Here is a 24267-nt window from a genome sequence, read left to right as displayed (position 1 = left end):
CCCTCGCGCCCGTCGCCCGCGCGGCCTGCAGGCTTTCTCTCAGTTTCCCCTTGGTTCGCACACAGGAAAATCAAGGAAATGCGATGTCCAATTACCGCCCAAGCCCCACGGGACGAATCGGTCATTTCACCATGCGCGGGCAAAACGACGGGGCACAACCGCACAAACTCCCATGTCGACTTCCGCACAAACGGGGTACCTGGAAACACCGAGGAGGAAACGAGTTGATGGTTTTACGAAATCACAGGGGCCCCACTAAGGTGCCTCAGATGTTCCACACTGCCATCATCCCCACCGGCGCAGTGCGGCCCCCCACGATCTCCCCGAGTTCCTGGTGGGAGGGCCTGTGACCAACTCGCTGCACCCGCAGGGCTCGCACCGCACCCCGCTGCCGCCGACCGTGCGGCCCGCGGCAGAAGTCGCCCCCCAGCCGGCAGAAGTCACCCCCCAGCAGAAACCGGCCCCCGCTCCGGCCGGCTCCCCCAAGCCCAAGCAGCGCGACGCGTTCTTCGACAACGCCAAGTATCTGGCCATCGTCTTCGTCGCGATGGGCCACTCCTGGGAACCCCTGACGGACGGCAGTCGTACCGCCGAGGCGCTGTACGAGATCGTCTACACGTTCCACATGCCGGCGTTCATCATCATCTCCGGCTATTTCTCGCGCAGCTTCGACATGCGGCCCGACCGGCTGCGGCGTCTCATCACCGGCGTCGCCGTGCCCTACGTGATCTTCGAGGTCGCGTACAGCCTCTTCAAGAGGTGGGCGGACAACGATCCCGGGCATCCGATCAGCCTGCTCGACCCGTGGTTCTTGACCTGGTTCCTCGTCGCGCTGTTCATCTGGCGGCTCACCACGCCGCTGTGGAAGATCGTCCGCTGGCCGATCCCGCTCTCCATCGCGATCGCCGTGCTCGCGTCGGTCTCCCCCGACATCGGCGACGACCTGGACCTTCAGCGCGTGCTGCAGTTCCTGCCGTTCTTCGTGCTCGGCCTGTTCCTGAAGCCCGAGCACTTCCAGCTCGTGCGGCGGCGCGAGGTGCGGATCCTGTCCGTGCCCATCGTGGCGTGCGCCTTCCCGCTCGCCTACTGGGCGGCTCCGCGCATGACGTCGGTGTGGTTCTACCACCGCGACAGCGCGCAGGAGCTGGGCGTCCCGTGGTGGGTCGGCGTCGTCATGACCCTCGCCCTGTTCGGCTGCTCGATCGTGCTCACCGCGTGCTTCTTCGCGTGGGTGCCGGGGCGCAGGACGTGGTTCACGGTGCTCGGCGCCGGGACGCTGTACGGGTATCTGCTGCACGGATTCCTGGCGAAGGGCTCGCGGTTCTGGGGCTGGTTCGACGCGGACTGGACCCACACTCCGTACGGCGAGGTCGCCGTCACGCTCATCGCCGGCGCGGTCGTCACCGCCCTGTGCACGCCACCGGTGCAACGGGTCTTCCGTTTCGCCATGGAGCCCAAGATGCCGTGGGCGTTCAAGAAGGACGCCACCGAGACGGCCCGGGCCAGACAGCACGCCTGACGCGGTTCGGAGAAGCAGGCCGCCGGCAGTGGCGTGACCGTCAACTCCGTCGCCGCGGGTCCCACCCATACGGGCGGCGTCGAGGACTTCGCCCACGAACCGGTCGCCCTGCCCTGGGACGAGGCGCGGCGCACCTTCACGCGCGAGCACCGCCCGCAGCCCCTGCTTCAACGGCTCGTCGAGCCCGAGGAGAACGCGAACATGGTCGTCGACCCGGCCTCCGACCTGTCGAGCGCGACGACCGGCGGCGCCCTGCGGGTGGACGGCGGTTAGGTGGACTCGATCCTGCCGTAGGAGCCCGGCCCACGAGGCCCCCGCGCCTCACCTAAGAGAGCCCCAGCAGCGCGCGCATCGTCGCGTATTTCCGGGTCAGGCGCTCCCGGGTCGGCTCGTCGAGGGCGGCGAGGCGGTCCGGGTTCGCGTTGTGGGCCAGGTCCGCCTCCTTGACCAGGCGGGCGCCGGGGGTCGCAAGGATGCGTCGCGCGTACGCCTCCGGGGGCTCGTCCCGGCGCTTGGTCAGCGCGCGGACGACCGCCTTCGTCTCCGCCGGGAGCGGGGCCGCGTCCAGCCACTCCTCCGTGAGCGCGTCGTCCTCGATCGCGTCGTGCAGCCAGGCCGCGGCGATCTGGGCGTCGTCGCCTCCCCTGGCGCGGGTGCCTTCGGCGACGGCCGCCAGATGCTCCGCGTACGGGCGGCCCGCCTTGTCCTTCTGGCCTTGGTGGGCCTGGCGGGCGAGGGCCTCGACTTCCGTCAGCGTGAGCATGCCGCTGACCCTCTCACAGAGCTCCGAACTCGACCTCCAAGTCCTTTGGTAAGCTAAGTATTGACGTTTTCTTGACGTTCTCTTGACCAAAGCCTCTGGTCAGTCCTGACCACCGGGCTTCAAGACCAAGGAGGAACGGGCCCATCGGACACGCCGACACCTTGATCGCCATGGGCGGCGCCTTTCTGGCCGCCGCCGTCCTCGCCCGCCTGGGCGGGCGCATAGGTCTCCCCACCATTCCCCTGTTCATCCTGGCCGGCATCCTGCTCGGCCCCCACACACCGGGCGTCGTGCTGCTCTCCGACCCGCACGACCTGGAGATGCTCTCCGCGCTCGGCCTCGTACTGCTGCTCTTCTATCTCGGCCTCGAGTTCCACATGGACGACCTGAAGACGGGCGGCCGCAAGATGGCCCTCGCCGGCGGGACGTACCTCGCGCTGAACGTCGGCGCCGGCCTCGGTTTCGGATTCGCCCTCGGCTGGGGCACATCCGAGGCTCTGGTCCTCGCCGGGGTGCTCGGCATCTCGTCGTCCGCGATCGTCACCAAGGTCCTCGTCGACACCGGCCGGCTCGGGAACCCCGAGACCAAGCCGATCCTCGGCATCATCGTCGTCGAGGACATCTTCCTCGCCCTGTATCTGGCGGCCCTGCAACCGATCCTGTCCGGCGCGGACTCGCTGTCGGCGGCCGTGCTCGACGGCGGCAAGGCCTTCGGGTTCCTGCTGCTGCTCGCGCTCGCGGCGCGGTTCGGGACGCGGGTCGTCGGCATGCTCTTCAACACCAAGGACGACGAGCTTCTCGTCATCTCCTTCCTCGGTGCCGCGGTGTTCGTGGCCGGGGTCTCCGAGTGGTTCGGCGTCGCCGACGCCATCGGGGCGTTCATGGTCGGCCTGATGCTCGGCTCGACCGCGTCCGGCGAGCGGATCATGAAGCTGGTGCACCCGCTGCGGGACGCCTTCGGAGCGATCTTCTTCTTCGCGTTCGGGCTCTCCATCGACCCCGGCGACCTGCCGACCGTGCTGTGGCCCGTGCTCGCCGCGGTGGCGCTGACGCTCGTCATGAACGTCCTGGCGGGGCTCGGGGCGGCGAAGATCTACGGGTTCGGGTCCGGGCCCGCCGCGAACATCTCGACCACGCTGCTCGCACGCGGCGAGTTCGCGCTGATCCTCGCCACGATGGCCGCGGGCGCGGGGCTCGACGAACGCCTTTCGCCGTTCATCGCGGGATACGTGCTGCTCCTCGCGGTGCTCGGGCCGCTGGCCGCGGGCCGGTCCGAGTGGCTGGCCCGGATCCTGCCGATCAAGGAGCGGGCTCCGGTGGCGGAGGAGCCACGGGTCGGCGTCGGGGTGTAGGCGCCGTACCCGTCCCTCAGGCGTCCCGGCAGATCAGCAGCAGCGCCCGGTCGTCGTTGACGTCCTTGGCCACCGCCTCGATGAGGTGCCAGGCCGCACCGTGGAAGCCGCCGGTCACATACCGGTCGGCTTCCCCGGTGAGGCGGTCGATGCCCTCGCTGATGTCCCGCTCGGAGGTCTCGACGAGCCCGTCCGTGAACAGCATCAGCACGTCACCGGGGCGCAAGGTCCCCTTCGTGGCGTCGAATTCGGCCCCGTCGTAGACGCCGAGGAGCGGGCCCTCGGCCGCCTTCTCCTCCCAGCGCCCGGTGCCCGCGCTGAGCTGGAGGCCCGGCGGGTGGCCCGCGGAGTACAGCTCGTAGTCCCCGGATTCGAGGTCCAGGACGAGGTGGATGGAGGTCGCGAAGCCCTCGTCCCAGTCCTGGCGGAGCAGATAGCCGTTGGCCGCGGGGAGGAAGGCGTGCGGCGGCAGCGAACCGAGCAGTCCGCTGAAGGCGCCGGCGAGCAGCAGCGCCCGCGAGGCCGCGTCCATGCCCTTGCCGGACACGTCCGTGAGGACGACCTCGAGCGTGCGGCCGTTGTTCGTACGGGCCGCCACCACGAAGTCGCCGGAGAACGACTGGCCGCCCGCCGGGCGCAGCGCCATCTCGCGGTGCCAGCCCTGCGGCAGCTTGGGCAGCCTGCTCTGCGTACGGATCCGCTCGCGCAAGTCGAAGAGCATGGTGCCGCCGCGCCGCCAGGGCACGCCGACCCGGCTGCGGAACTGGGCGATGAGCAGGCCGAAGAACCCGCAGGCCGCGACCGTGAGCACGGTGCCGGGGGTGACCCCGGCCGCGCGCTGCGTGTACGGGCCGAGCTGGAACGACTCCACGATCAGCGCGGCAGCCGCCGCCGCGTACAGGCCGAGCAGGCTGGCGGGACGCAGCAGCAGACCGCCCGCGACGATCGGCAGGACGAGGACGGCGGGCGCGCACCACACCGGATTGAGGATGGTGGCGCAGGCGATCACGGGGATGGTGATGAGCAGCCCGACGAGCGCGATCCAGTCCGAGCCGTCCCCGCGGAAGTAGTCCACTCCGGATTTGCGCACGGCTGTGCGGACCCGGTGTACGCGCATCCTCAACCGGGCCGGGAACGTATCGGCCTCCGCGCGCTGTCCGCGCCCGCGCCGCTCTCGTCGTACCGCCATTGTTCGTGGACCCTATCCACCGGGTCAGGGCCTGTGCACGGGAGGTCCCACTTGTCCCCCTTTCCGGGCACGTCCGTCAGCCCCGGTACAGCCCCGGTGCAGGGAGTAAATTCCCTCGCCCGCCGCTGCCCGCCCTGGTAGGGATGGCGTATGGCGACCGATCTGCGCACGTTGCGGGACAACGAGTGGGACAACTGGTACGGGAAGCTGGAGCGGGCCTTCGGCGGAGTGGCCGAGTCACCCGAGGAGCGCGGGCTCTACCGGGAGCTGACCTCCCTCGACCGCTCGCTCGGGGTCTGGGACGGGGACGAGTGCGTGGGCACGGCGGGCTCCTTCCCGTTCCGCGTGGCGGTGCCCGGCGGGGCCTTCGTGGCGGCGGCGGGCGTGACCATGGTCAGCGTCGCCGCGACGCACCGCAGGCGCGGCATCCTGACCGGGATGATGCGCCGTCAACTCGACGACGTACGAGGGTGGGGCGAGCCCCTCGCGGTGCTCACGGCGTCCGAGCCCGTGATCTACGGGCGGTTCGGCTACGGCATCGGGACCCGCAAGGCCGCGGTGCGCATCGAGTCCCGGCAGGTACGGATCGACGCGCCGGCCGAGGCGGCCGAGGTGCGGCTGCGGTACGTGGGGGTGGCGGAGGGCGCCGAGCGCTGCGAGTCGGTGTACCTGCGGACCGTGGGCACGCGGCCCGGGATGCTCGCACGGCTGCCCGGCTGGGAGCGGCTGCCGCTGCTCGACCCGGAGCAGGAGCGGGGCGGGGCGTCGCCGCTTCAGTGCGTGATCGCGGAACGGGACGGTGAGGCCGTCGGGTTCGCGCGCTTCCACGTGAAGCCGGAGTCCGCGAACGGGGTGGACCGCAACACCGTCCTGGTGCGCGAGGTGACCTCGGTGGAGCCCGCGGCGTACGCGGCGCTGTGGCGCTTCCTGTGCACCATCGACCTGACGGAGACCGTGGAGTGCCACAACCTGCCGGTGGACGATCCGCTGTTCTCGCTGGTCTCCGACGTCCGGCGGTGCGGCGTACGGGTGCGTGACTCGATGCACGTACGCCTGGTGGAGGTGGGCGAGGCGCTCGAAGCGCGTACGTATCTCACGCCCGTGGACGTCGTGTTCGAGGTGCGGGACGCCTTCTGCCCCTGGAACGAGGGGCGTTGGCGGCTCACGGGCGACGCGAAGGGCGGCGCGTCCTGCAAGCGGACCGAGGAACCGGCCGATCTCGCCCTGTCGGTACGGGAGTTGGGCGCGGCCTACCTCGGCGACGTGTCACTTCTTGGGCTGGCGGGGGCCGGGCGGGTGCGCGAGCTGCGGGCGGGGGCGCTCGCGGAGGCGTCGGTGGCGTTCGGCTCGGCCGTCGCGCCGTGGCTGCCGCACGGGTTCTAGTTACGTGTACGTACCCGGGGGCTGGCAGGTCGGGCACCAGAAGAGGTTGCGGGCCGCAAGGTCCGCGGTGCGGATCTCGGTGCCGCACAGGTGGCAGGGCTGGGGCGCCCGCCGGTAGACGTAGACCTCGCCGCCGTGGTCGTCGACGCGCGGCGGCCGGTTCATCGCCTCGGGGGTGTGCTCGGGGCGGACGGTGTCGATGCGGTTGGCGCGGACGCCGTCGTGCATCAGCGCCACCAAGTCGTCCCAGATCGCGGCGAGTTGAGGACCGGTGAGGTTCTTCCCCGGGGTGTACGGGTCGATGCCGTGCCGGAAGAGGACCTCGGCGCGGTAGACGTTGCCGACGCCCGCGATCACCTTCTGGTCCATGAGGAGCGCGGCGATGGTGGTGCGGCTGCGGGAGATCCGCTCGTACGCCCGGGTGGGGTCCTCGGCGGGGCGCAGCGGGTCCGGGCCGAGGCGGTCGTGTATCGCCTGCTTCTCGGCGTCCGTGATGAGGGCGCAGGTGGTGGGGCCGCGGAGGTCCGCGTAGTGGGCGTCGTTCGCCAGGCGCAGGCGGACGGTGTCCGTGGGGGGCGGGGCGGGGGCGTCGCCGAAGGTGTATTTGCCGAAGAGGCCGAGGTGGATGTGGATCCACGTGTCCTCGAAACCCAGGAAGAGGTGCTTTCCGTGGGCCTCGGTGCGGGTGAGGTTTTGGCCGGTGACGAGCGCTGCCGCGTCGGAGAACTTGCCCTGGGGGCTGGTGGCGGTGACCTTGCGGTCGGCGAATTTCGCGGCGTGGTCCTGGGCGAGGCGGTGGATCGTGTGGCCTTCAGGCACGCCGGTTCCTTTCGGGCAGCCGTGGTTGACGTCTCGGGGCTCTGCCCCGGACCCCGCTGCTCAATCGCCGCAGGGGCTTGAAATATCAAGCCCCGCCGGCGATTGAGGCGCGGGGTCCGGGGCGGAGCCCCGGGGTTTCAGCCTTGCTGCGGGTGGTGCGCGGGGATCGCGGGGAGCACGCCGGAGACCTCATAGGCCGACAGCATGTCGATGCGGCGCTGGTGGCGCTCCTCGTTGGAGTACGGCGTCGCCAGGAAGATCTCGACGAACTTCGTCGCCTCCTCCTCCGTGTGCATCCGCCCGCCGATGGAGATCACGTTCGCGTTGTTGTGCTCACGGCCGAGCGCGGCGGTCTGCTCGCTCCACGCGAGGGCCGCACGGACGCCCTTCACCTTGTTCGCGGCGATCTGCTCACCGTTGCCGGAGCCGCCGATCACGACGCCGAGGGCGTCGGGGTCCGCCGCCGTCCGCTCCGCGGCGCGGAGGCAGAACGGCGGGTAGTCGTCCTGGGCGTCATAGATGTGGGGCCCGCAGTCGACGGGCTCGTGGCCGTGGGCCTTGAGCCATTCGACCAGGTGGTTCTTGAGTTCGTAGCCGGCATGATCCGAGCCGAGGTACACGCGCATGAGTCCGAGTGTGGCACGACGCGCGCCGGGTAGCCGCCTCCGGGTGCCCGCCGGGGCGCCCGTCGTGGCCTTGACAACAATCCGGACTCAAAGCTTCCGATCGGACCCCCCGGTGCGTTGAATGCGAACGCACGTTTACGCCCAACGTAAGGATCCGTGCATGACCACGCAGTCGCCCCCCATGACGGACTCAAGGCAGGGCTGAAGAACCGGCATCTGTCCATGATCGCCATCGGCGGTGTCATCGGAGCTGGTCTGTTCGTCGGCTCCGGCTCCGGCATCGCGGCCGCGGGACCCGCCATCCTCGTCTCGTACGCCCTCGTCGGCGCGATGGTCGTCTTCGTGATGCGGATGCTGGGCGAGATGGCCGCCGCACGGCCCTCATCCGGCTCCTTCTCCGCCTACGCCGACCAGGCCCTCGGCCGCTGGGCCGGCTTCTCCATCGGCTGGCTGTACTGGTTCTTCTGGGTCGTGGTGCTCGCCGTGGAGGCGACGGCCGGCGCGAAGATCCTCAATGGCTGGATACCGGGCGTCCCGCAGTGGGGGTGGGCGCTGATCGTGATGATCGTGCTCACCGTCGTCAACCTGTCGGCCGTCGGCTCGTACGGAGAGTTCGAGTTCTGGTTCGCCGGGATCAAGGTCGTCGCGATCGCGGCGTTCGTGATCGTGGGCCTGCTCGCCGTGTTCGGCGTACTGCCGGGCTCCGACAACCCGGGCGCCGGGTTCGCGCATCTCACCGATTCCGGTGGCTTCTTCCCGAAGGGGCCCGGCGCGATCCTCACCGGCGTCCTGATGGTCGTCTTCTCCTTCATGGGCTCGGAGATCGTCACGCTCGCCGCCGGTGAGTCCGAGGACCCGCAGAAGGCCGTCACCAAGGCCACGAACTCCGTGATCTGGCGCATCGGCATCTTCTACCTGGGCTCGATCTTCGTCGTCCTCACGCTGCTGCCGTGGAACGATCCGTCGATCGTCAAGGACGGGTCGTACGTCGCCGCCCTGAACTCCATCGGCATCCCGCACGCCGGGCAGGTCATGGACGTCATCGTGCTGACGGCCGTGCTGTCCTGCCTGAACTCCGGGCTCTACACCGCTTCCCGTATGGCCTTCTCGCTGGGGCAGCGCGGTGACGCGCCGAAGGCGTTCGCGAAGACCACGTCGCGCGGTGTGCCGCGGGTCGCGATCCTCGGCTCCGTCGTCTTCGGGTTCCTCGCGGTCTGGTTCAACTACCAGTGGCCGGACACCGTCTTCAACTTCCTGCTGAACTCCTCCGGAGCCGTCGCGCTGTTCGTGTGGCTCGTCATCTGCTTCACGCAGCTGAAGATGCGCGGGATGATCCTGCGGGACCAGCCGGAGAAGCTCGTCGTCAAGATGTGGCTGTTCCCGTACCTGACGTGGGCGACGATCGCGATGATCTCGTTCGTGCTGGTGTACATGCTGACGGATGACGCGGGGCGGGAGCAGGTTCTGCTTTCCCTGCTCGTCGCGGCGTTCGTCGTCGGGTTCGCGCTCGTCCGCGAGCGCCTGCAGCGGCGCGGGTAATTGTTCCGGTGGTCCGGGGTCGGCGTCACGGGGCGCTGCCCCGGACCCCGCTGCTCAATCGCCGCAGGGGTTAAATTTGCTGGTCCGGGCCTGACGCTGCCCGGATTTCAGCCGTCAGAAGTACCTGACGGAGTGAATGTCGACTTCACTCGCTCGTACGTCTTCCGCGCCTGCCCCTCCACCTCGGGCTGGTACCACGTCCCCACCTGGAAGGACCGGCTTCCCCGGTCGAAGCCCAGGAGTTCCGCGTGCCAGCGGGCGCCCTTCAGGGTGAAGAGGTACTCCCAGACCACCGCGGGGCGGCCGCGGAACGTGGTGCGGGTCAGGCGGAGCTTTTTGTAGTCCTGGCCCTGGTGGGCGGCGCGTTCGGACTTCTGCCACGTGGCCAGCAGGTCGTCCTTCGCGAGCGCCGACTGGGCGACGAGTTCCTGGGTGCCGTCCGGCGACGTGTAGTGCACCTCGGACGCCGTCTTCACCACCCGCTCCCAGCCCTTCGGCGGCGCCCACACGTACCCCGCCTCCCGCCGCGCGCCCGCCGGAAGGCTCTCGGTGGGCGGCCGGGACGTGCCCTCGACGGTGGGCGGGCGGGACGTCGTCGGCGTCGAGCCGCCGCCCTGTGGGTCCCCGTCCGGCAGCGTGAGGGCGAGGGCCGCCGCGAGGCCCACGGCCAGCGCTCCCCCGGTCGCGATGAGCGTGGTCCTGCGGCGGTTGTCGCGCGCGGGCCGCGCGGGCGTGGGCGTGGGCGCGGGGTCCGGGCGGCGCAGGCCGATGTCGAGCGTGCGGGTTCGCGGCGGGCTCGGCGGCTCCGGTGGTTCCGGGGCCTCGGCGGGGGCCAGTTCCGCAGTCACCGCGTCGACGTCGGGGCGGTCCTGTGGTTCCTTCGCCAGCAGCCCGGCGAGGAGCGGTCCCAGCCGGCCCGCGTCGGGTGGCAGCCGCGGCTCCTCGTAGAGGACGGCGTGCAGGGTCGCGAGGGTCGTCTCCCGGGAGAACGGCGAGCTGCCGCCGAGCGCCGCGCAGAGCGTCGCCCCGAGGGACCAGAGGTCGGACGGCGGGCCCTGCGGGCGGCCCGCGACCCGCTCCGGCGCCATGTAGTCGGGTGAGCCGACCAGCATGCCGACCATCGTGAGCGCCTCGGCGTCCTGCATCGCGGCGATGCCGAAGTCGGTGAGCATGACGCGGCGCCGCCCCACCCGCTCGATCAGTACGTTGCCGGGCTTGATGTCCCGGTGCAGCACACCGCCCGCGTGCACCTGGCGCAGCGCCCCGGCCAGGCTCAGCCCGATCCGCGCGACCTCGTCCGTCGGCAACGGACCGTCCTCGACGAGGAGTTGCTCCAGGGAGCGGCCGTCGACCAGCTCCATGACGATCCACAGGCGTTCGCTCTGGTCGACGACGTCGTAGACGCGCACCACGCCCGGGTGGTCGATGCGGGCGGTGGCGCGGGCCTCGCGCAGCGTCCGCTCGCGGCGGGTGCGGGCGTCCTCGGGGTCGAGCCCGTCGATGCGCATTTCCTTGACGGCGACCCGGCGGTCGAGCATTTCGTCCACCGCGCACCACACGCGCCCCATTCCCCCCTGGCCTATCGATTCGTCCAGGCGGTAGCGGGACGCCACCAGTAATCCCTGGACGCCTCCGCTCGTATTCCCAGGCAATCGACTGCACCCCCGAAACACAAAGAATCACAAAGCCGATACTTCCCGCCGCCCCAGCATAGTGCGGAGAAATCTTGTGGTACCTCTTCAAGTGCCGCGAATTCGGCCGCGGTTGGGGGAAGTGGAAATACCTAGGGGGGCGACGAGCATGAGTTCACGACGTCGGATCAAAATCGCCGGGTCGTTGAGCGCGGCCGCGGTGGCGGCGTTCATGGTGCTGCCGGGCACCGCGCTCGCGGACGACGGGCCTGGTCCGGGCAGCAGTGAGGGCGGGAAGGCGATGGACGCGGCGCCCTCGGGCGTGAAGCTGACCACGGCGCTGCCGAAGAAGATCTCGGCCGACAACGCGACCGGACAGACGCAGAATCTGATCGCGAGCGTCAGCAATCAGGGAAGCAAGGGAAGCGGCCGGATCATCCTGGCCGTGGTGGGGTTCGACGGGCTCGTGGTGAAGGACGTTCCGAACTGCACCGCGATACCGGCGAACAAGCTGCCGAAGGGATCCAACAGCGGATTCTCCTGCCCCATAAGCAACCTTGGGGCAGGAAAGACACAGTCGTACAAGGTCGCCGCGACATTCGACCTGAAAAAGGCCGGGAAGATCTGTCTTCCGGTGCAGAGCGGGGACACGAAGAAGACGTTCTGGCAGCAGGGCCCGGTGCCTTTCGGCACGACGAGCCCCTCGCCGAACGCGCCCGTCACCCCGCTGCTGCTCGGCACGGAGAACAAGCCGGCCGCCCCCGCGGGAGACAAGGGCGGGGGCGGCGGTGGCGGCGATCAGAAGGACCTGCCGTCGACCGGAGTCGGCGACGCCGCGCTGCCGCTGGGCGCGGTCGGCGCGACGCTGGTCGCCGCCGGCGGGGCGGGCCTGTGGTGGACCCGCCGCACCGACTCCGGCACGCGATAACCGCTTACTTGCCGGTCTTGTCGGCCTTGTCGGCGAGCTTCCAGGCGGTGGGCAGCGCGCCCATCGCCAGGGCCGCCTTCAGGACGTCGCCGATCAGGAACGGGGTGAGGCCCGCCGCGATCGCGGCCGTGAGGCTCATGCCGGTGGACAGGGCCAGGTACGGGACACCGACCGCGTAGACGATGGCCTCGCCGAGCAGGAACGTGCCCGCGGTACGCAGCATCGAGCGGTCGGCGCCGCGTCGGGCGAGCGCGCCGACGGCGGCCGAGGCCAGCATCAGGCCGATGACGTAGCCGAACGCGGGCATCGACATGCCCGAGCCGCCCTCCGCGAACCACGGCATGCCGGCCATGCCCGCGAGCGCGTACACGGCGAGCGCGAGGAAGCCGCGGCGGGCGCCGAGCGCGGTGCCGACGAGCAGCGCGGCGAAGGTCTGCCCGGTCACCGGCACCGGCGAGCCCGGGACCGGGAGCGCGATCTGCGCGGCGATGCCGGTGAGGGCGGCGCCGCCGAGGACGAGGGCGGTGTTCCTCGCGACGACGGCGGACTTGGTGCCGGAGGCGGGGAGGAGGTCGGCCAGGACCTTGCCCGGACGGGCGGTCGTAACGGCGGCGGTGCTCATGGGGACTCCGCGTTCAGTGAGAGGACCTTGCGGTCGGGCAGGGAGGGACTTTGTGACGCTATCCCAGGGGAGTTGGGCCGATCACGGTCGCCGGTCGACAAAGGGGCCCGCGCCGTGTTGGTGGGCTCTGAACAAACAACGGCGCGTACACCTCGTACAAGGTGATGCTCGTCACTGGGAGAGTCCGTTTTGCGTGCAGAGGTGCTTGAACGGGAGACTGTAGGTTCCCGCCAAACCGCGCACGCCCGCGCGACCAGCACATCCGAGAACGGCTGAAGCCCCATGCAAGACGAACCACTCTCCACCGGGCTGAAGCAGCGCCACCTCACGATGCTCGGCCTCGGCGGGGTCATCGGCGCCGGCCTGTTCGTCGGCTCGGGCGCGGGGATCGCGGTCGCGGGGCCCGGCATCGTCGTCTCGTACCTGATCGCGGGCGCGCTCGCGATGCTGGTGATGCGGATGCTCGGCGAGATGTCCGCCGCGATGCCCGCGTCCGGCTCCTTCTCGGTGCACGCGGAGCGGGCGCTCGGCCGGTGGGCCGGGTTCAGTGTCGGCTGGCTCTACTGGTTCATGCTCGTGGTGGTGCTCGCCGTCGAGGCGACGGGCGCGGCGCAGATCGCGAACGGGTGGGTGCCGGGCGTCCCGCAGTGGGCGTGGGTGCTGCTCTTCATGGTCGTGTTCACCGTCGCCAACCTGACGGCGGTGAAGAACTTCGGCGAGTTCGAGTTCTGGTTCGCGGCCCTCAAGGTCTTCGCGATCATCGCGTTCCTGGTGCTCGGCACCCTCGCGATCTTCGGCGTGCTGCCGGACACGGACCCGGTCGGCCTCACCCATCTGACCGGCGACGGCGGGTTCCTGCCGCACGGCTGGGAGGGCGTCGTCTCCGGAGTCCTCGCGGTGGTCTTCGCCTTCGGCGGCCTGGAGGTCGTCACGATCGCGGCAGCCGAGTCCGAGGACCCGGCCCGCTCGGTGGCCCGCGCGGTCCGCAGCGCGGTGTACCGGATCCTGTTCTTCTACGTCGGGTCGATGCTGGTCATCGTGACCGTGCTGCCCTGGACGGAACAGAAGGCGGGGATCAGCCCGTACGTCACCGTGCTCGACTCGATCGGCGTCCCGTCGGCGGCGCAGATCATGAACATCGTGGTGTTCGTGGCGCTGCTCTCCGCGCTGAACGCCAACCTCTACGGCTCGTCCCGCATGATCTTCTCGCTGGCCGAGCGCGACGAGGCGCCGAAGTCGCTCCTGAAGGTGAGCGGTGGCGGGGTGCCGCGCCGTGCGGTGCTTGCCTCGGTGGCCTTCGGCTTCATCTCGGTCCTGCTCAACCTCGAGTGGCCGGACACGATCTTCCTCTACATGCTCAACTCGGTCGGCGCGGTGCTGCTGTTCGTGTGGGCGCTGATCGCCGTGTCGCAGCTGCGCCTGCGGCGGCGCATCGAGCAGGAGGCGCCCGAGCGGCTCGTGTTGAGGATGTGGGCGTTCCCCTACCTGACGTGGGTGGCGATCGCCGCGATGGCCGCGGTCTTCGGCCTGATGCTGACCGACGCGACGGCGCGGCCGCAGCTGCTGTGGTCGCTCGGGGCGACGCTGCTCGTCCTCGCGGTGGCGGGCGTGCGGGAGTTGCGCGCACGGCGTGCCTGAGCGGTACCGGCACGTTCACCGAACGTCGACATGATCATTGCGGCGTGTGAGCATCGTGTCCGTATACCGGAAAGCTATTCCCTGTGAGCGGGCCGCGCCCTGAGACTGTGGCAGTTTTACGCACCGTTTACGTCAGGACCTTCACAGCTACTGACCTGCCACAGCTATTGACCCGTCACAGCTACTGAACAGGGCACACCCATGTCTGGGAACTCAGCGCAGTCCACTGCAGAGAGTGCGGACGCGCGGCCGGGCGACGACCAGGCGCCGGCCGAGCCGACGCTGTCGCACGGCCTCAAGCAGCGACATCTTTCCATGATCGCGCTGGGCGGCGTGATCGGCGCCGGTCTCTTCGTGGGTTCCGGCACCGCGATCGCCGCCGCGGGCCCGTCGATCATCCTCGCCTACGCGATATCCGGCGCGCTCGTCATGCTCGTGATGCGCATGCTGGGCGAGATGGCGGCCGCGTACCCGGCGTCCGGCTCGTTCTCGGTGCACGCCGAGCGCGGCATCGGCCCGTGGGCCGGATTCACCGCCGGCTGGTCGTTCTGGTTCCTGCTCTGCGTGGCCGTCGGCCTGGAGGGCATCGGCGCGGCCGGCATCGTGCACGGCTGGGTGCCCGGGGTTCCGGAGTGGGCCTGGGTGGCGCTGTTCATGCTGCTGTTCACGGTCACGAACCTGTCGGCCGTGAAGAACTTCGGCGAGTTCGAGTTCTGGTTCGCCGCGCTCAAGGTCGCCGCGATCGTGCTCTTCCTCGTCATCGGCGTCCTGGCCATCCTCGGCGTGCTGCCCGACGTCGACGCCCCCGGAATGTCGAACCTCACCGGCCACGGCGGATTCATGCCGAACGGCACCGAGGGATTGATCGTCGGCCTCTTGGCCTCGGTCTTCGCGTACGGCGGCCTGGAGACGGTGACGATCGCCGCCGCCGAGTCCGAGCACCCGATCCAGGGCGTCGCGAAGGCGGTCCGCACGGCGATGTGGCGCATCGCGCTGTTCTACGTCGGCTCGATGGCGGTCGTCGTGGTCCTCCTGCCCTGGACGGCGAAGGAGATCCCGACCAAGGGCCCGTACGTCGCCACGCTCGACTACCTGGGCGTCCCCGGCGCCGGCCAGATCATGAACGTCGTCATCCTCGTCGCGCTGCTCTCCGCGATGAACGCCAACATCTACGGCGCCTCCCGCATGGCCAGTTCGCTGGTCGCCCGCGACATGGGCCCGAAGGTCATCGGCAAGGTCACGAACGGGGTGCCGCGGTTCGCGGTGCTGCTGTCGGCCGTGTTCGGCTTCGTGTGCGTGCTGCTCAGCTACTGGCGGCCGGACGACGTCTTCGCCTGGCTGCTCAACACCATCGGCGCGATCATCCTCGTCGTCTGGTTCTTCATCGCCGTCTCGCAGCTGGTGCTGCGCCGCAAGCTGGAGCGCGAGGCGCCGGAGAAGCTCGTCGTGAAGATGTGGGCGTACCCCTACCTCACGATCCTCGCGCTCGTCGGCATGGTCGCCGTCTTCGTCCTGATGGCCCGCGAGCACGACACGCGGATCCAGCTGTACTTCTCGGGTGGCCTGGCGGTCATCCTCGCGGCGGTCGGTTACGCGCGGCAGAAGCTGGCGGAACGGCGCTAGCCGCGACCCGCTCGACGCGAAGGGCCCCCGGACCGAACGGTCCGGGGGCCCTTGCCGTTGCACCCGACACTGTTGCTGCTAGCCTGCACTTGCGAATAAGTTGCAATAAGCAGTCGGAGGGCACGGAGAGACATGGCCACGTACACGCTTCCTGAACTTCCGTACGACTACGCGGCGTTGGAACCGGTCATCAACCCGCAGATCATCGAGCTGCACCACGACAAGCACCACGCGGCGTACGTGAAGGGCGCGAACGACACCCTGGAGCAGTTGGCGGAGGCCCGCGACAAGGAGCAGTGGGGCTCCATCAACGGCCTGGAGAAGAACCTCGCCTTCCACCTCTCCGGCCACATCCTGCACAGCATCTACTGGCACAACATGACCGGCGACGGTGGCGGCGAGCCGCTCGCGGCGGACGGCGTGGGCGAGTTGGCGGACGCGCTGACGGAGTCGTTCGGGTCGTTCGCCGGGTTCAAGGCCCAGCTGACGAAGGCCGCGGCCACCACGCAGGGCTCCGGCTGGGGCGTCCTCGCGTACGAGCCGGTGAGCGGGCGGCTCATCGTCGAGCAGATCTACGACCACCAGGGCAACGTCGGCCAGGGCTCGACCCCGATCCTCGTCTTCGACGCGTGGGAGCACGCGTTCTACCTCCAGTACAAGAACCAGAAGGTCGACTTCATCGAGGCGATGTGGCGGGTCGTCAACTGGCAGGACGTCGCCAAGCGGTACGCGTCCGCGAAGGAGCGGGCGTACAACCTGCTGCTGGCGCCGTGACGCCGTGAAGCGTCCCGCCTCGTGATCGTCTTCTCAACTTTCGCCGAGGCGGGCGACCGAGAACGACGGACCCCCGTGAGGACATGACTCACGGGGGTCTGTCGGTATGCGTGGTTCCGGGGGACCGTGACCGGCATGGTTGCCAAAAACTGTCCCACCTGCCCGGGGTCGCGCCTGCAGGACTTCGTCGCGCTGACACCCGGAGAACTCGCCCTTGTGGCGGCCCACCCTGACGTCGAGCGCGGCATGGCCGAGCGCTACAAGCGGTGCAGCAATGACGGCTGCCGCCGCGTGCAGCGGCACTTCAACGACTCGAAGGGCTTCACACTGCCCGAAGAGTTCGGCTGGCCTCAGAGGGGATAGGTGTCGTGCCCGGAACGCGGAACATGCAATGTGAGAGCTGCAAGCGGCGCGAGCCGCATCGGAAGCTGACCAGGGACGAGCAGCGGGGCCTGAAGAGGACCGGGGAGAAGCATCCCGGCACCTTCTGGCTCTGCACCGGGCCCCTTGACGGTGGGGAGTGCCGAACACTGCGCACGGGCTTCAACAGCATGCCGTTCGGCCCTCCCCCGCGAAAGCTCGCCTAGTGCCCGGGAACGGTCCGGGCGACCGGGAGCACTACTCGAAGATCGGGCCCACCGTGCGCGTGCGCTTGATTTCGTAGAAGCCGGGGACCGAGGCGACGAGGAGGGTGCCGTCCCAGAGTTTGGCGGCTTCCTCGCCCTTGGGGGCCGGGGTGACGACCGGGCCGAAGAAGGCGATCTGGTTGCCGTCGGCTCCCGGTACCGCGATGACCGGCGTGCCGACGTCCTGGCCGACCAGGTCGATGCCCTCCTTGTGCGAGGCGCGCAGCTCCTCCTCGTACTTCGTGCCGTCCCAGTGGTCGAGGAGCGACGCCGGAAGGCCGACCTCCTCGAGCGCGCCGGCGACGGCCTCCTTCGTGGGGCCCTCACCGCGGTTGTGGATACGGGTGCCGAGCGCGGTGTAGAGGTCGCCGAGGACCTCCGCGCCGTGCTCCTGCTGCGCGGCGATGACGACGCGGACCGGTCCCCAGGCCTGGGTGCGCATCATCTCCTGGTACTCCTCCGGCAGCTCGTCGAGCCGCGGCTCGTTCAGCACCGCGAGGCTCATCACGTGCCAGCGGACCTTGATGTCGCGGACCTTCTCGACCTCCAGGACCCAGCGCGAAGTCATCCAGGCCCAGGGGCACAGGGGGTCGAACCAGAAGTCGACGGGGGTCTTCTCGGACATGGCTCTCCTCGAGGTTCACCGGGTGGTCTCGGCTGCGGCAACGCGGTCCGTGTCCGGTCCATTCCCCGATGTCCGGTGTCACAGCCGCGTGCGAGGATCGTAGGCGGCTGAACAGTTACGTCACAAAGGAGTGCCGCCGTGCCCGGTGAGAATCTGTCCCGCGACGAGGCCCGCGAGCGGGCGGGTCTGCTGACTGTCGACGGGTACGAGGTGGCGCTCGACCTGCGCTCCGCGGTCGGCGACTTCGCCGGCGAGGGGCCGCGCACCTTCCGCTCCGTGACCACGATCCGGTTCCGGGCGAACGACGCGGGGGCGAGCACGTTCGTCGACCTGATCGCACCGTCCGTGACGGCCGTGTCGTTGAACGGCGAGGACCTCGACCCGGCGGCCGTGTTCGACGGCAGCCGCATCCAGCTGGAGAGCCTGGCGGAGGACAACGAACTCGTCGTCGACGCCCAGTGCGCCTACTCGCGCACGGGTGAGGGCATGCACCGCTTCGTCGACCCCGAGGACGGCGAGGTGTACCTGTACACCCAGTACGAGCCGGCCGACGCGCGGCGCGTCTTCGCGAACTTCGAGCAGCCCGACCTGAAGGCGCCGTACCGGTTCAGCGTGCAGGCCCCCGAGGGCTGGACCGCGTGGTCGAACGGCACGGGTGAACTCGTCGACGGCGTCTGGCAGTTCGCCGAGACCAAGCCGATCTCGACGTACATCACGGCGGTCGTCGCGGGCCCGTACCACTACGTGACGGATTCCTACGAGCGCGTCTTCGACGACGGGTCGAAGCTCGTCGTCCCGCTCGGCGCGATGTGCCGCAAGGGGCTCGCCCCGTACTTCGACGCCGACGACGTCTTCACCGTCACCAAGCAGGGCCTCGACTTCTTCCACGACAACTTCGACTACCCGTACCCCTTCGGGAAGTACGACCAGGCCTTCGTGCCCGAGTACAACCTGGGCGCCATGGAGAACCCGGGGATGGTGACCTTCCGCGAGGAGTTCATCTTCCGCGGGAAGGTCACGCAGGCGTCCTACGAGCGGCGCGCGAACGTGATCCTGCACGAGATGGCCCACATGTGGTTCGGCGACCTCGTCACCATGCGCTGGTGGGACGACCTGTGGCTGAAGGAGTCCTTCGCGGACTTCATGGGCGCGTTCTCGATGGTGGAGGCGACGCGGTTCACGGACGGCTGGATCACCTTCGCCAACAACCGGAAGTCGTGGGCGTACCGGGCGGACCAGCTGCCGAGCACGCACCCGATCACCGCCGACATCCGGGACCTGGAGGACGCGAAGCTCAACTTCGACGGCATCACGTACGCCAAGGGCGCGAGTGTGCTGAAGCAGTTGGTGGCGTACGTGGGGCGGGACGCGTTCCTGGAAGGCGCGCGGCGGTACTTCAAGCGGCACGCCTACGGGAACACCGAGCTCGGCGATCTGCTCTCCGCCCTTGAGGAGACGAGCGGGCGCGACCTGGCCGCCTGGTCGCAGTCCTGGCTCCAGACGGCCGGGGTCAACTCCCTCACTCCGCAGGTCACTTTGAACGCCGAGGGGCGGATCACCGAGCTGGCGGTCGTGCAGGAGGCCGCCGCTTCTCACCCCGAGCTGCGGCCGCACCGGGTGGCCGTGGGCCTGTACCGGCGCACGGCCGGTGGCGCTGTCGAGCGGTACGCGCGTGCCGAGGCGGACGTGGACGGGCCGCGGACGGTCGTGGGCGAGCTGGCCGGGGCCGAGGCCCCCGAGCTGGTGCTGGTCAACGACGACGACCTGACGTACTGCAAGATCCGCTTCGACGAGGGTTCGCTGGAGACGCTCCGCGCGTACCTCGGGGACATCTCCGACCCGCTGGCGCGGGCCCTGTGCTGGTCGGCGCTGTGGAACGCGACGCGCGACGCGTTGATGCCCGCGCGTGACTTCATCGATCTGGTGCTGCGGTTCGCGGGGCGCGAGTCCGACATCGGGGTGCTCCAGATGCTGCACGCGTGGGCGCGTTCCGCGCTCGTGCACTACGCGGCGCCCGAGTGGCGCGAGACGGGTGGGCGGCTGCTCGCCGAGGGCGCGCTCAAGGAGCTGCGGATCGCGGAGCCGGGGAGCCAGCACCAGTTGACGTGGGCGCGGTTCTTCGGCGCGGTCGCCTCCAGCGAGGCCGATCTGCAGTTGCTTCAGGGGCTGTTGAACGTTTCCGGCGGCGCGAAGATCGACGGTCTTGAGGTCGACCAGGAGGTGCGGTGGGCGTTCCTGGAGACGCTCGCGACGTACGGGGTCGCCGACGAGGCGGCGCTGTCGGCGGAGCTGGCCCGCGACGACACGGCCTCCGGCAAGCGGCACCAGGTGCGGTGCCTCGCGGCGCGGCCGTCGGAGGCGGTGAAGGCGCAGGCCTGGGCGCAGGTCGTCGAGTCGGACGCGCTGAGCAACGCGCTGGTGGAGGCCACCATTTCGGGGTTCCAGCAGCCGTCGCAGCGGGCGCTCACCGCGGGGTACGCGGAGAAGTACTTCGCGGTGATCGAGCGGGTGTGGGGAGAGCGGTCGATCCAGATCGGGATGGATGTGGTGCGGGGTCTTTTCCCCGGGTTGCAGGATTCGCGGGCGACGCTGGACGCGACGGATGTGTGGCTGGCCGGGCATGAGCAGGCGGCGCCGGCGTTGCGGAGGCTGGTGCTTGAGGCGCGGGACGATTTGGCGCGGGCGCTGCGCGGGCAGGCCTGTGACGGGGCGGCTGCCCGGTAGCCGGAGGGGTGGCGGTACCTCGGGGTTGCGGCCTCGGGGCTCCGCCCCGGACCCCGCTGCTCAATCGCCGCAGGGGCTTGATTTTGCTCACCCTGCCGTCCAAGGCGGCGGGGTGACCGGGTGGTGTTACTGAATGCTGGCATTGGTGGCCGTAACCCCCTGCCCGCCAGCGCCTTTCGGCAGGTTGGTGCGGAAGCTTTAGGGCAGGGATGTCCGGAGTTTTCTACGGGGGTGTAACAGCGGTTAGAGGGGGGTTCGGGGGCGGGAATGGCCGGGTCATGAACCAGAACACCCCCGCCCCGCTTTCCCCCCGCCCCCTGCGCCACCTCGCCCGGAACCAGCGGCAGCTGATGAGTGCCGCGCAACTGAAGGCGCACGGCGTAGGCGCCGCCGCCGTATCGGAGCAGTGCCGGGCCGGTGGATCCTGGCAACAGTTGCTGCCAGGCGTGTACTTGCTGCATCCCGGCCAGCCCAGCGACGAGGAGCGGCTGCACGCCGTGCTGCTGTACTCGGGGCGGGCCCCCGAGCGGCGCGGACGCCCGGACGGCGTGCCGACGCAGCACGCCCCCGGCCGCGCGCCGTACTCCGACACCATGGTCACCGGGCTCGCCGCCCTCGCGCTGCACGGCTTCTCCGCCGCTCCCCCGCTGGCCTCGCTCGACCACATCGACGTGCTCGTCCCGCGGACCCGGCGGCTGCGCTCCACCGCGTTCGCGCGACTGATCCGGACCACCGCACTGCCGGCTCCCGTACAGCTGGCGGGAGTTCCGGCCACTCCCGTGCCGCGGGCCCTCGCGGACGCGGTGGCCGGGCTGTCCGACGCGGGCGCCGTGCGGCGGCTGCTCACCGAGGCCGTGCGGGGCGGGCACTGCGAACCGGCCGCCGTCGTAAGGGAGTTGACGCAGGCCCGGCTGCTGACCAGGCCGCACGTCGTCGACGCCGTCGACTCGCTGCTCGCCGAGGGGCGGACCATCGCCGAGGACCGCCTGTACGCGATGGTGCGCGAGCACGCGCTGCCCGACCCCGTGTGGAACGTGGACCTGCGACTGCCCGGCGGCCCGCACCTCGGCGGCGTCGACGCCTTCTGGCCCGACCACTCCGTCGCACTCGAGCTGGACACCAGGGCGCCGCGCCAAGGGCATCGGCAGGACGACGACGCGCTGTGGAGCGAGTACGCCCGTAAGCGCGAGCACCTGGAGCGGCTCGGGATCACCGTCGTGCACATCTCCCCGAAGAAGCTGCGCGAGTCGGTCGAGCAGCAGGCCGCCATCGTGCGGACGGCGTTGATGGCGTCGGGTGACCGGGATCCGGCGGCGTACGTCGTGGTCCTGCCGCGCTGAGCCGATGGGCCGGGTTCAGCCCTTCTTGAGGACGAGTTCGGTGTTGCGGTCGCCCGGTGTGCCGGAGAGCGTGGCGCGTGAGCCGGGCGCGTTGAAGGAGAGTTCGCGGTACAGGGCGGCCAGGCCGGTCTGGGTGAGGTCGGTGAAGTCGGTGCGGTGCGGGGCCGAGGACTCGATGAGGGTGGTGAAGACGGACAGCGTGCCGTCCTGGTTGTCGGCGACCTCGATGATGCGGGCGAGCTGCGGGAAGTCGACGTGGGACGCGGTGGAGATCTCCCAGAAGCCGGCGGAGCCGTCGGTGCCCGTGTGCGGCGTGATGTCGTTCTTGTGGCTGTGGCCGTTCACCCAGGCGAGAACGGGGCGGTGCGCGGCGAGCAGCGCGGTCAGTTCCTCGCCGCCGTGGCGCTTCTCGCCGGGGTGGTTCGGGTCCTCGCGGAGGTTGCGCATCGTCTTCGACGTGTGGTGGGAGAAGACGAGGACGTGGTCGCCGCGCCGCTCGGCGCCCTTCAACTCACCCTTCAGCCAGTCCAGTTGGGACGTACCGATCGAGCCCTCGTAGTGGCCGGCCGGGTCCGTGGTGTCGAGGCTGATGCCGAGGACGTCGTCGGAGATCCGGAACGCGTAGTGCTGCGTCGCGTCGGCCAGGTTGGCCTGGGTGTAGCCGTGGCCGATCGGCCCGGGCCCCATGTGGGCGGGGTCGAGGTGGGCCGCGATGTACTCGGCCGGCGTGAACGGGGCGCGCGACACGTCGGGCGTCACCCGGCGCATCTTCCGCTTGTGCGAGACGAGGAGCTCCTTGAACGCCTTGCCCTTCGGGTCGCCGCCGCTCTGCACGTTGTCCCAGATCGCCTTGCCGGTGGCGGTGTCGAGGTCCATCAACTTCCGTTCACCGACCGCGAATTCGGCGAAGAACGGGTCCGCGGGCGCGTAGCAGCCGCCGGGCAGCGAGTCGTGGTTGCCGACCGTGGAGTACCAGGGGAGGTTGAGGCCGGGGCTGCGCAGTTCGGCGATCGCGGCGTCCAGGAAGCCGGGGATGCGGGGGAAGCCGTGGTCCCGCTTGTCGCCGTCCCGGAACGCGGTGTCCGGCTGCCAGTAGAGGGGCAGTCCGCTGTTCTGGACGCCCTCGTAGTGGCGGGCGTCGCCGGTGTTGGGGCGGATGCGGCCGCCGCTCATCGTCTTGAGGAACCAGTCGAGTTCGGAGCGGGCGTTGTTGTCGGTGTTGTCACCCGTCGTCATCACGAAGCTCAGCGGCGAGGCGGTGACGGGTGCGCCGCGCAGCGCGTTCACCCGCTCCACGAGGGCGACGGCGCCGGCCACGCTCAGCGCCTCCTGCGGGCGCCAGGCGCTCGCGGTCTGCGACCTCAAGTACTCGTAGCGCAGCGGGTGTTGTACGTCGACCAGGTGGAGGTCGGTGAACTGGACGAACGCGGCGAGTGGCTTCCGCTTGGCCTCGCGGTCACTTCGGGCGGAGCCCAGTTCGGTGCGGACGGCGCGGGTCCAGGCCGGTCCGTCGCCGAGGCGCCGGTAGCCGGTGCCCGCGGGGGCGGTCGCGACCGCGGCGAGGGTGGTGCCGCGGGTGTAGGGGGCGAGTGGGGCGGCCGGGGCCTTGCGGGACATGGCCCGGACCTGGGTGGAGGCCGGGTGTGCGGCGGCCCGGGTCTCTCCCCCGGGGCCGAGGGCGTATCCGATTCCGGCCGAAAGGGTCACCGCGCCGGTCGCGGTCAGGAATGCGCGGCGGTCGATCTCTGCGGCGGCTTTGGTGACAGAGCGTATGCGCGGCATGGCGCGGTCTCCCCGAGTACGATCGCGTCGACAGTGACGGCCGGGCCGGTCCGGTCGAACGGCCCTTCCGTAATGGATCGTTGGCAGCGGGGATGACCTGCGCGTGAACAGCGACGCAACGCGCAACGCCGATCACCGTACGTGGATCTAGGCCCGGTCGCACGGACTCCGCATCGTCACGTACGGGTGGGCGGACAACGCCCCCGCGGTCACTCCGTGTTCACCTGGCGGGGAAGGGGGCGGCGCGGCTCTCTGCCGGTTCGGCGGGGCGGGTAGTGGTACCGGGGTCGACGCGGATGGTGCGCGGCACCGGGGGCCGGATGAGCCGTGCCGGGGTCGGCGCCGACGGCGATGGTGTGCGGCACCGGGGTCCCGACGAGCGGTGCCGGGGCCGACGCCGACGGCCTTGACGCGCTGCACCGGGGTGCCGCCTTGCCCACCCTGCCGCCCAAGGCGGCAGATTGCCCAAGGCGGTGGGGCGGCGGGCCGCAGTGGGTGGGGAGCCGGGGAGGCGGCAGATACCCGGGGCGGTGGCGGCGGGCCGCAGTGGGTGGGGAGCCGGGGAGGCGGCAGATACCCGAGGCGGTGGCGGCGGACCGTAGAGGGTGGGGAGCCGGGGTGGCGGTAGATACCCGAGGCGGTGGCGGCGGACCGTGGGGCCGACGCCCCCGGAGGGGGCGGGTGGGTGGGAGATGGGCGGGAGGCGGTGCCCCGTCGGGACGACACCCACGGAGAGGCCAGGTGGTGTGGGCGGGGGCCGCGAC

19 protein-coding genes and 1 pseudogene are annotated in these 24267 nt (G+C 70.2%); 12 read left to right on the top strand and 8 right to left on the bottom strand.

Annotated features, from left to right (window positions below; genetic code table 11):
- Positions 1–346 precede the first annotated feature (346 nt).
- Both ACP4E5_RS29105 and ACP4E5_RS29100 read left to right on the top strand, forming a co-directional pair.
- Positions 347–1519 (top strand): acyltransferase family protein, encoded by a 1173-nt coding sequence (locus ACP4E5_RS29105; protein WP_425833739.1) that lies wholly within the window; start codon positions 347–349, stop codon positions 1517–1519.
- Positions 1520–1792 (top strand): annotated as a pseudogene (locus tag ACP4E5_RS29100) (SDR family oxidoreductase); the annotation flags it as partial.
- Between the two features lie 52 nt (positions 1793–1844).
- On the opposite strand, the gene ACP4E5_RS29095 reads toward ACP4E5_RS29100, so the two are convergent.
- Entirely contained in the window at positions 1845–2282 is a 438-nt protein-coding gene (locus ACP4E5_RS29095; RefSeq protein WP_425833737.1) for an HD domain-containing protein, read from the bottom strand.
- 170 nt (positions 2283–2452) lie between these two features.
- On the opposite strand from ACP4E5_RS29095, the gene ACP4E5_RS29090 reads away from it, so the two are divergent.
- Positions 2453–3634, top strand: a complete 1182-nt coding sequence (locus ACP4E5_RS29090; protein WP_425833735.1) for a cation:proton antiporter — start codon at positions 2453–2455, stop codon at positions 3632–3634.
- 16 nt (positions 3635–3650) lie between these two features.
- Here ACP4E5_RS29090 and ACP4E5_RS29085 read toward each other — a convergent pair whose 3' ends face one another.
- Positions 3651–4823, bottom strand: coding sequence for a PP2C family protein-serine/threonine phosphatase (locus tag ACP4E5_RS29085; protein WP_425833733.1), 1173 nt, complete (start codon positions 4821–4823; stop codon positions 3651–3653).
- A gap of 150 nt (positions 4824–4973) precedes the next feature.
- Between ACP4E5_RS29085 and ACP4E5_RS29080 the strand changes: the two genes are divergently transcribed.
- Positions 4974–6206, top strand: coding sequence for a GNAT family N-acetyltransferase (locus tag ACP4E5_RS29080; RefSeq protein WP_425833731.1), 1233 nt, complete (start codon positions 4974–4976; stop codon positions 6204–6206).
- Here the strand turns inward: ACP4E5_RS29080 and ACP4E5_RS29075 are convergent, their stop codons facing one another.
- Entirely contained in the window at positions 6207–7025 is an 819-nt protein-coding gene (locus ACP4E5_RS29075; protein WP_425833729.1) for an Fpg/Nei family DNA glycosylase, read from the bottom strand.
- A gap of 137 nt (positions 7026–7162) precedes the next feature.
- Complete coding sequence (locus ACP4E5_RS29070; RefSeq protein ID WP_425833727.1) at positions 7163–7651, bottom strand: ribose-5-phosphate isomerase; 489 nt, start codon at positions 7649–7651, stop codon at positions 7163–7165.
- A gap of 156 nt (positions 7652–7807) precedes the next feature.
- Here ACP4E5_RS29070 and ACP4E5_RS29065 point away from each other — a divergent pair, with 156 nt between their 5' ends.
- The gene (locus ACP4E5_RS29065; RefSeq protein ID WP_425833725.1) at positions 7808–9190 is read left to right on the top strand and encodes an amino acid permease; all 1383 of its coding nucleotides are present in this window, start codon (positions 7808–7810) and stop codon (positions 9188–9190) included.
- Between the two features lie 107 nt (positions 9191–9297).
- On the opposite strand, the gene ACP4E5_RS29060 is transcribed toward ACP4E5_RS29065, so the two are convergent.
- Positions 9298–10737, bottom strand: coding sequence for a protein kinase domain-containing protein (locus ACP4E5_RS29060; protein WP_483030297.1), 1440 nt, complete (start codon positions 10735–10737; stop codon positions 9298–9300).
- 253 nt (positions 10738–10990) lie between these two features.
- Here ACP4E5_RS29060 and ACP4E5_RS29055 point away from each other — a divergent pair, with 253 nt between their 5' ends.
- A complete protein-coding gene (locus ACP4E5_RS29055) occupies positions 10991–11749 on the top strand; it encodes a hypothetical protein (protein ID WP_425833723.1) in 759 nt (252 codons plus the stop codon).
- 4 nt (positions 11750–11753) lie between these two features.
- Here ACP4E5_RS29055 and ACP4E5_RS29050 read toward each other — a convergent pair whose 3' ends face one another.
- Positions 11754–12371 carry a biotin transporter BioY gene (locus tag ACP4E5_RS29050; RefSeq protein WP_425833721.1) on the bottom strand — a complete coding sequence of 206 codons (618 nt, stop codon included), beginning with the start codon at positions 12369–12371 and terminating at the stop codon, positions 11754–11756.
- 282 nt (positions 12372–12653) lie between these two features.
- Here ACP4E5_RS29050 and ACP4E5_RS29045 point away from each other — a divergent pair, with 282 nt between their 5' ends.
- From ACP4E5_RS29045 to ACP4E5_RS29030, 4 genes are all read left to right on the top strand, one after another.
- A complete protein-coding gene (locus ACP4E5_RS29045) occupies positions 12654–14009 on the top strand; it encodes an amino acid permease (protein WP_425833719.1) in 1356 nt (451 codons plus the stop codon).
- Positions 14010–14210: 201 nt separating this feature from the next.
- On the top strand, positions 14211–15632 hold the full coding sequence (locus tag ACP4E5_RS29040) for an amino acid permease (RefSeq protein ID WP_425833717.1): 1422 nt from the start codon (positions 14211–14213) through the stop codon (positions 15630–15632).
- A gap of 132 nt (positions 15633–15764) precedes the next feature.
- The gene (locus tag ACP4E5_RS29035; RefSeq protein ID WP_425833715.1) at positions 15765–16406 is read left to right on the top strand and encodes a superoxide dismutase; all 642 of its coding nucleotides are present in this window, start codon (positions 15765–15767) and stop codon (positions 16404–16406) included.
- Positions 16407–16541: 135 nt separating this feature from the next.
- Positions 16542–16769, top strand: coding sequence for a hypothetical protein (locus ACP4E5_RS29030; RefSeq protein ID WP_425833713.1), 228 nt, complete (start codon positions 16542–16544; stop codon positions 16767–16769).
- A 255-nt stretch (positions 16770–17024) separates the two neighbouring features.
- On the opposite strand, the gene ACP4E5_RS29025 is transcribed toward ACP4E5_RS29030, so the two are convergent.
- The gene (locus ACP4E5_RS29025; RefSeq protein ID WP_425833711.1) at positions 17025–17657 is read right to left on the bottom strand and encodes a mycothiol-dependent nitroreductase Rv2466c family protein; all 633 of its coding nucleotides are present in this window, start codon (positions 17655–17657) and stop codon (positions 17025–17027) included.
- 138 nt (positions 17658–17795) lie between these two features.
- Between ACP4E5_RS29025 and pepN the strand changes: the two genes are divergently transcribed.
- Both pepN and ACP4E5_RS29015 read left to right on the top strand, forming a co-directional pair.
- Positions 17796–20381, top strand: coding sequence for an aminopeptidase N (pepN, locus tag ACP4E5_RS29020; protein WP_425833709.1), 2586 nt, complete (start codon positions 17796–17798; stop codon positions 20379–20381).
- 278 nt (positions 20382–20659) lie between these two features.
- Positions 20660–21721, top strand: a complete 1062-nt coding sequence (locus ACP4E5_RS29015; protein ID WP_425833707.1) for a hypothetical protein — start codon at positions 20660–20662, stop codon at positions 21719–21721.
- Positions 21722–21736: 15 nt separating this feature from the next.
- Here the strand turns inward: ACP4E5_RS29015 and ACP4E5_RS29010 are convergent, their stop codons facing one another.
- Positions 21737–23503 carry a TIGR03767 family metallophosphoesterase gene (locus tag ACP4E5_RS29010; RefSeq protein WP_425833704.1) on the bottom strand — a complete coding sequence of 589 codons (1767 nt, stop codon included), beginning with the start codon at positions 23501–23503 and terminating at the stop codon, positions 21737–21739.
- Positions 23504–24267 lie beyond the last annotated feature (764 nt).

Origin of the sequence: Streptomyces fractus (genome assembly GCF_049844455.1) — a bacterium.
Taxonomy (GTDB): Bacteria; Actinomycetota; Actinomycetes; order Streptomycetales; family Streptomycetaceae; genus Streptomyces; species Streptomyces fractus.
This window is presented reverse-complemented; position numbering and strand designations above follow the sequence as displayed.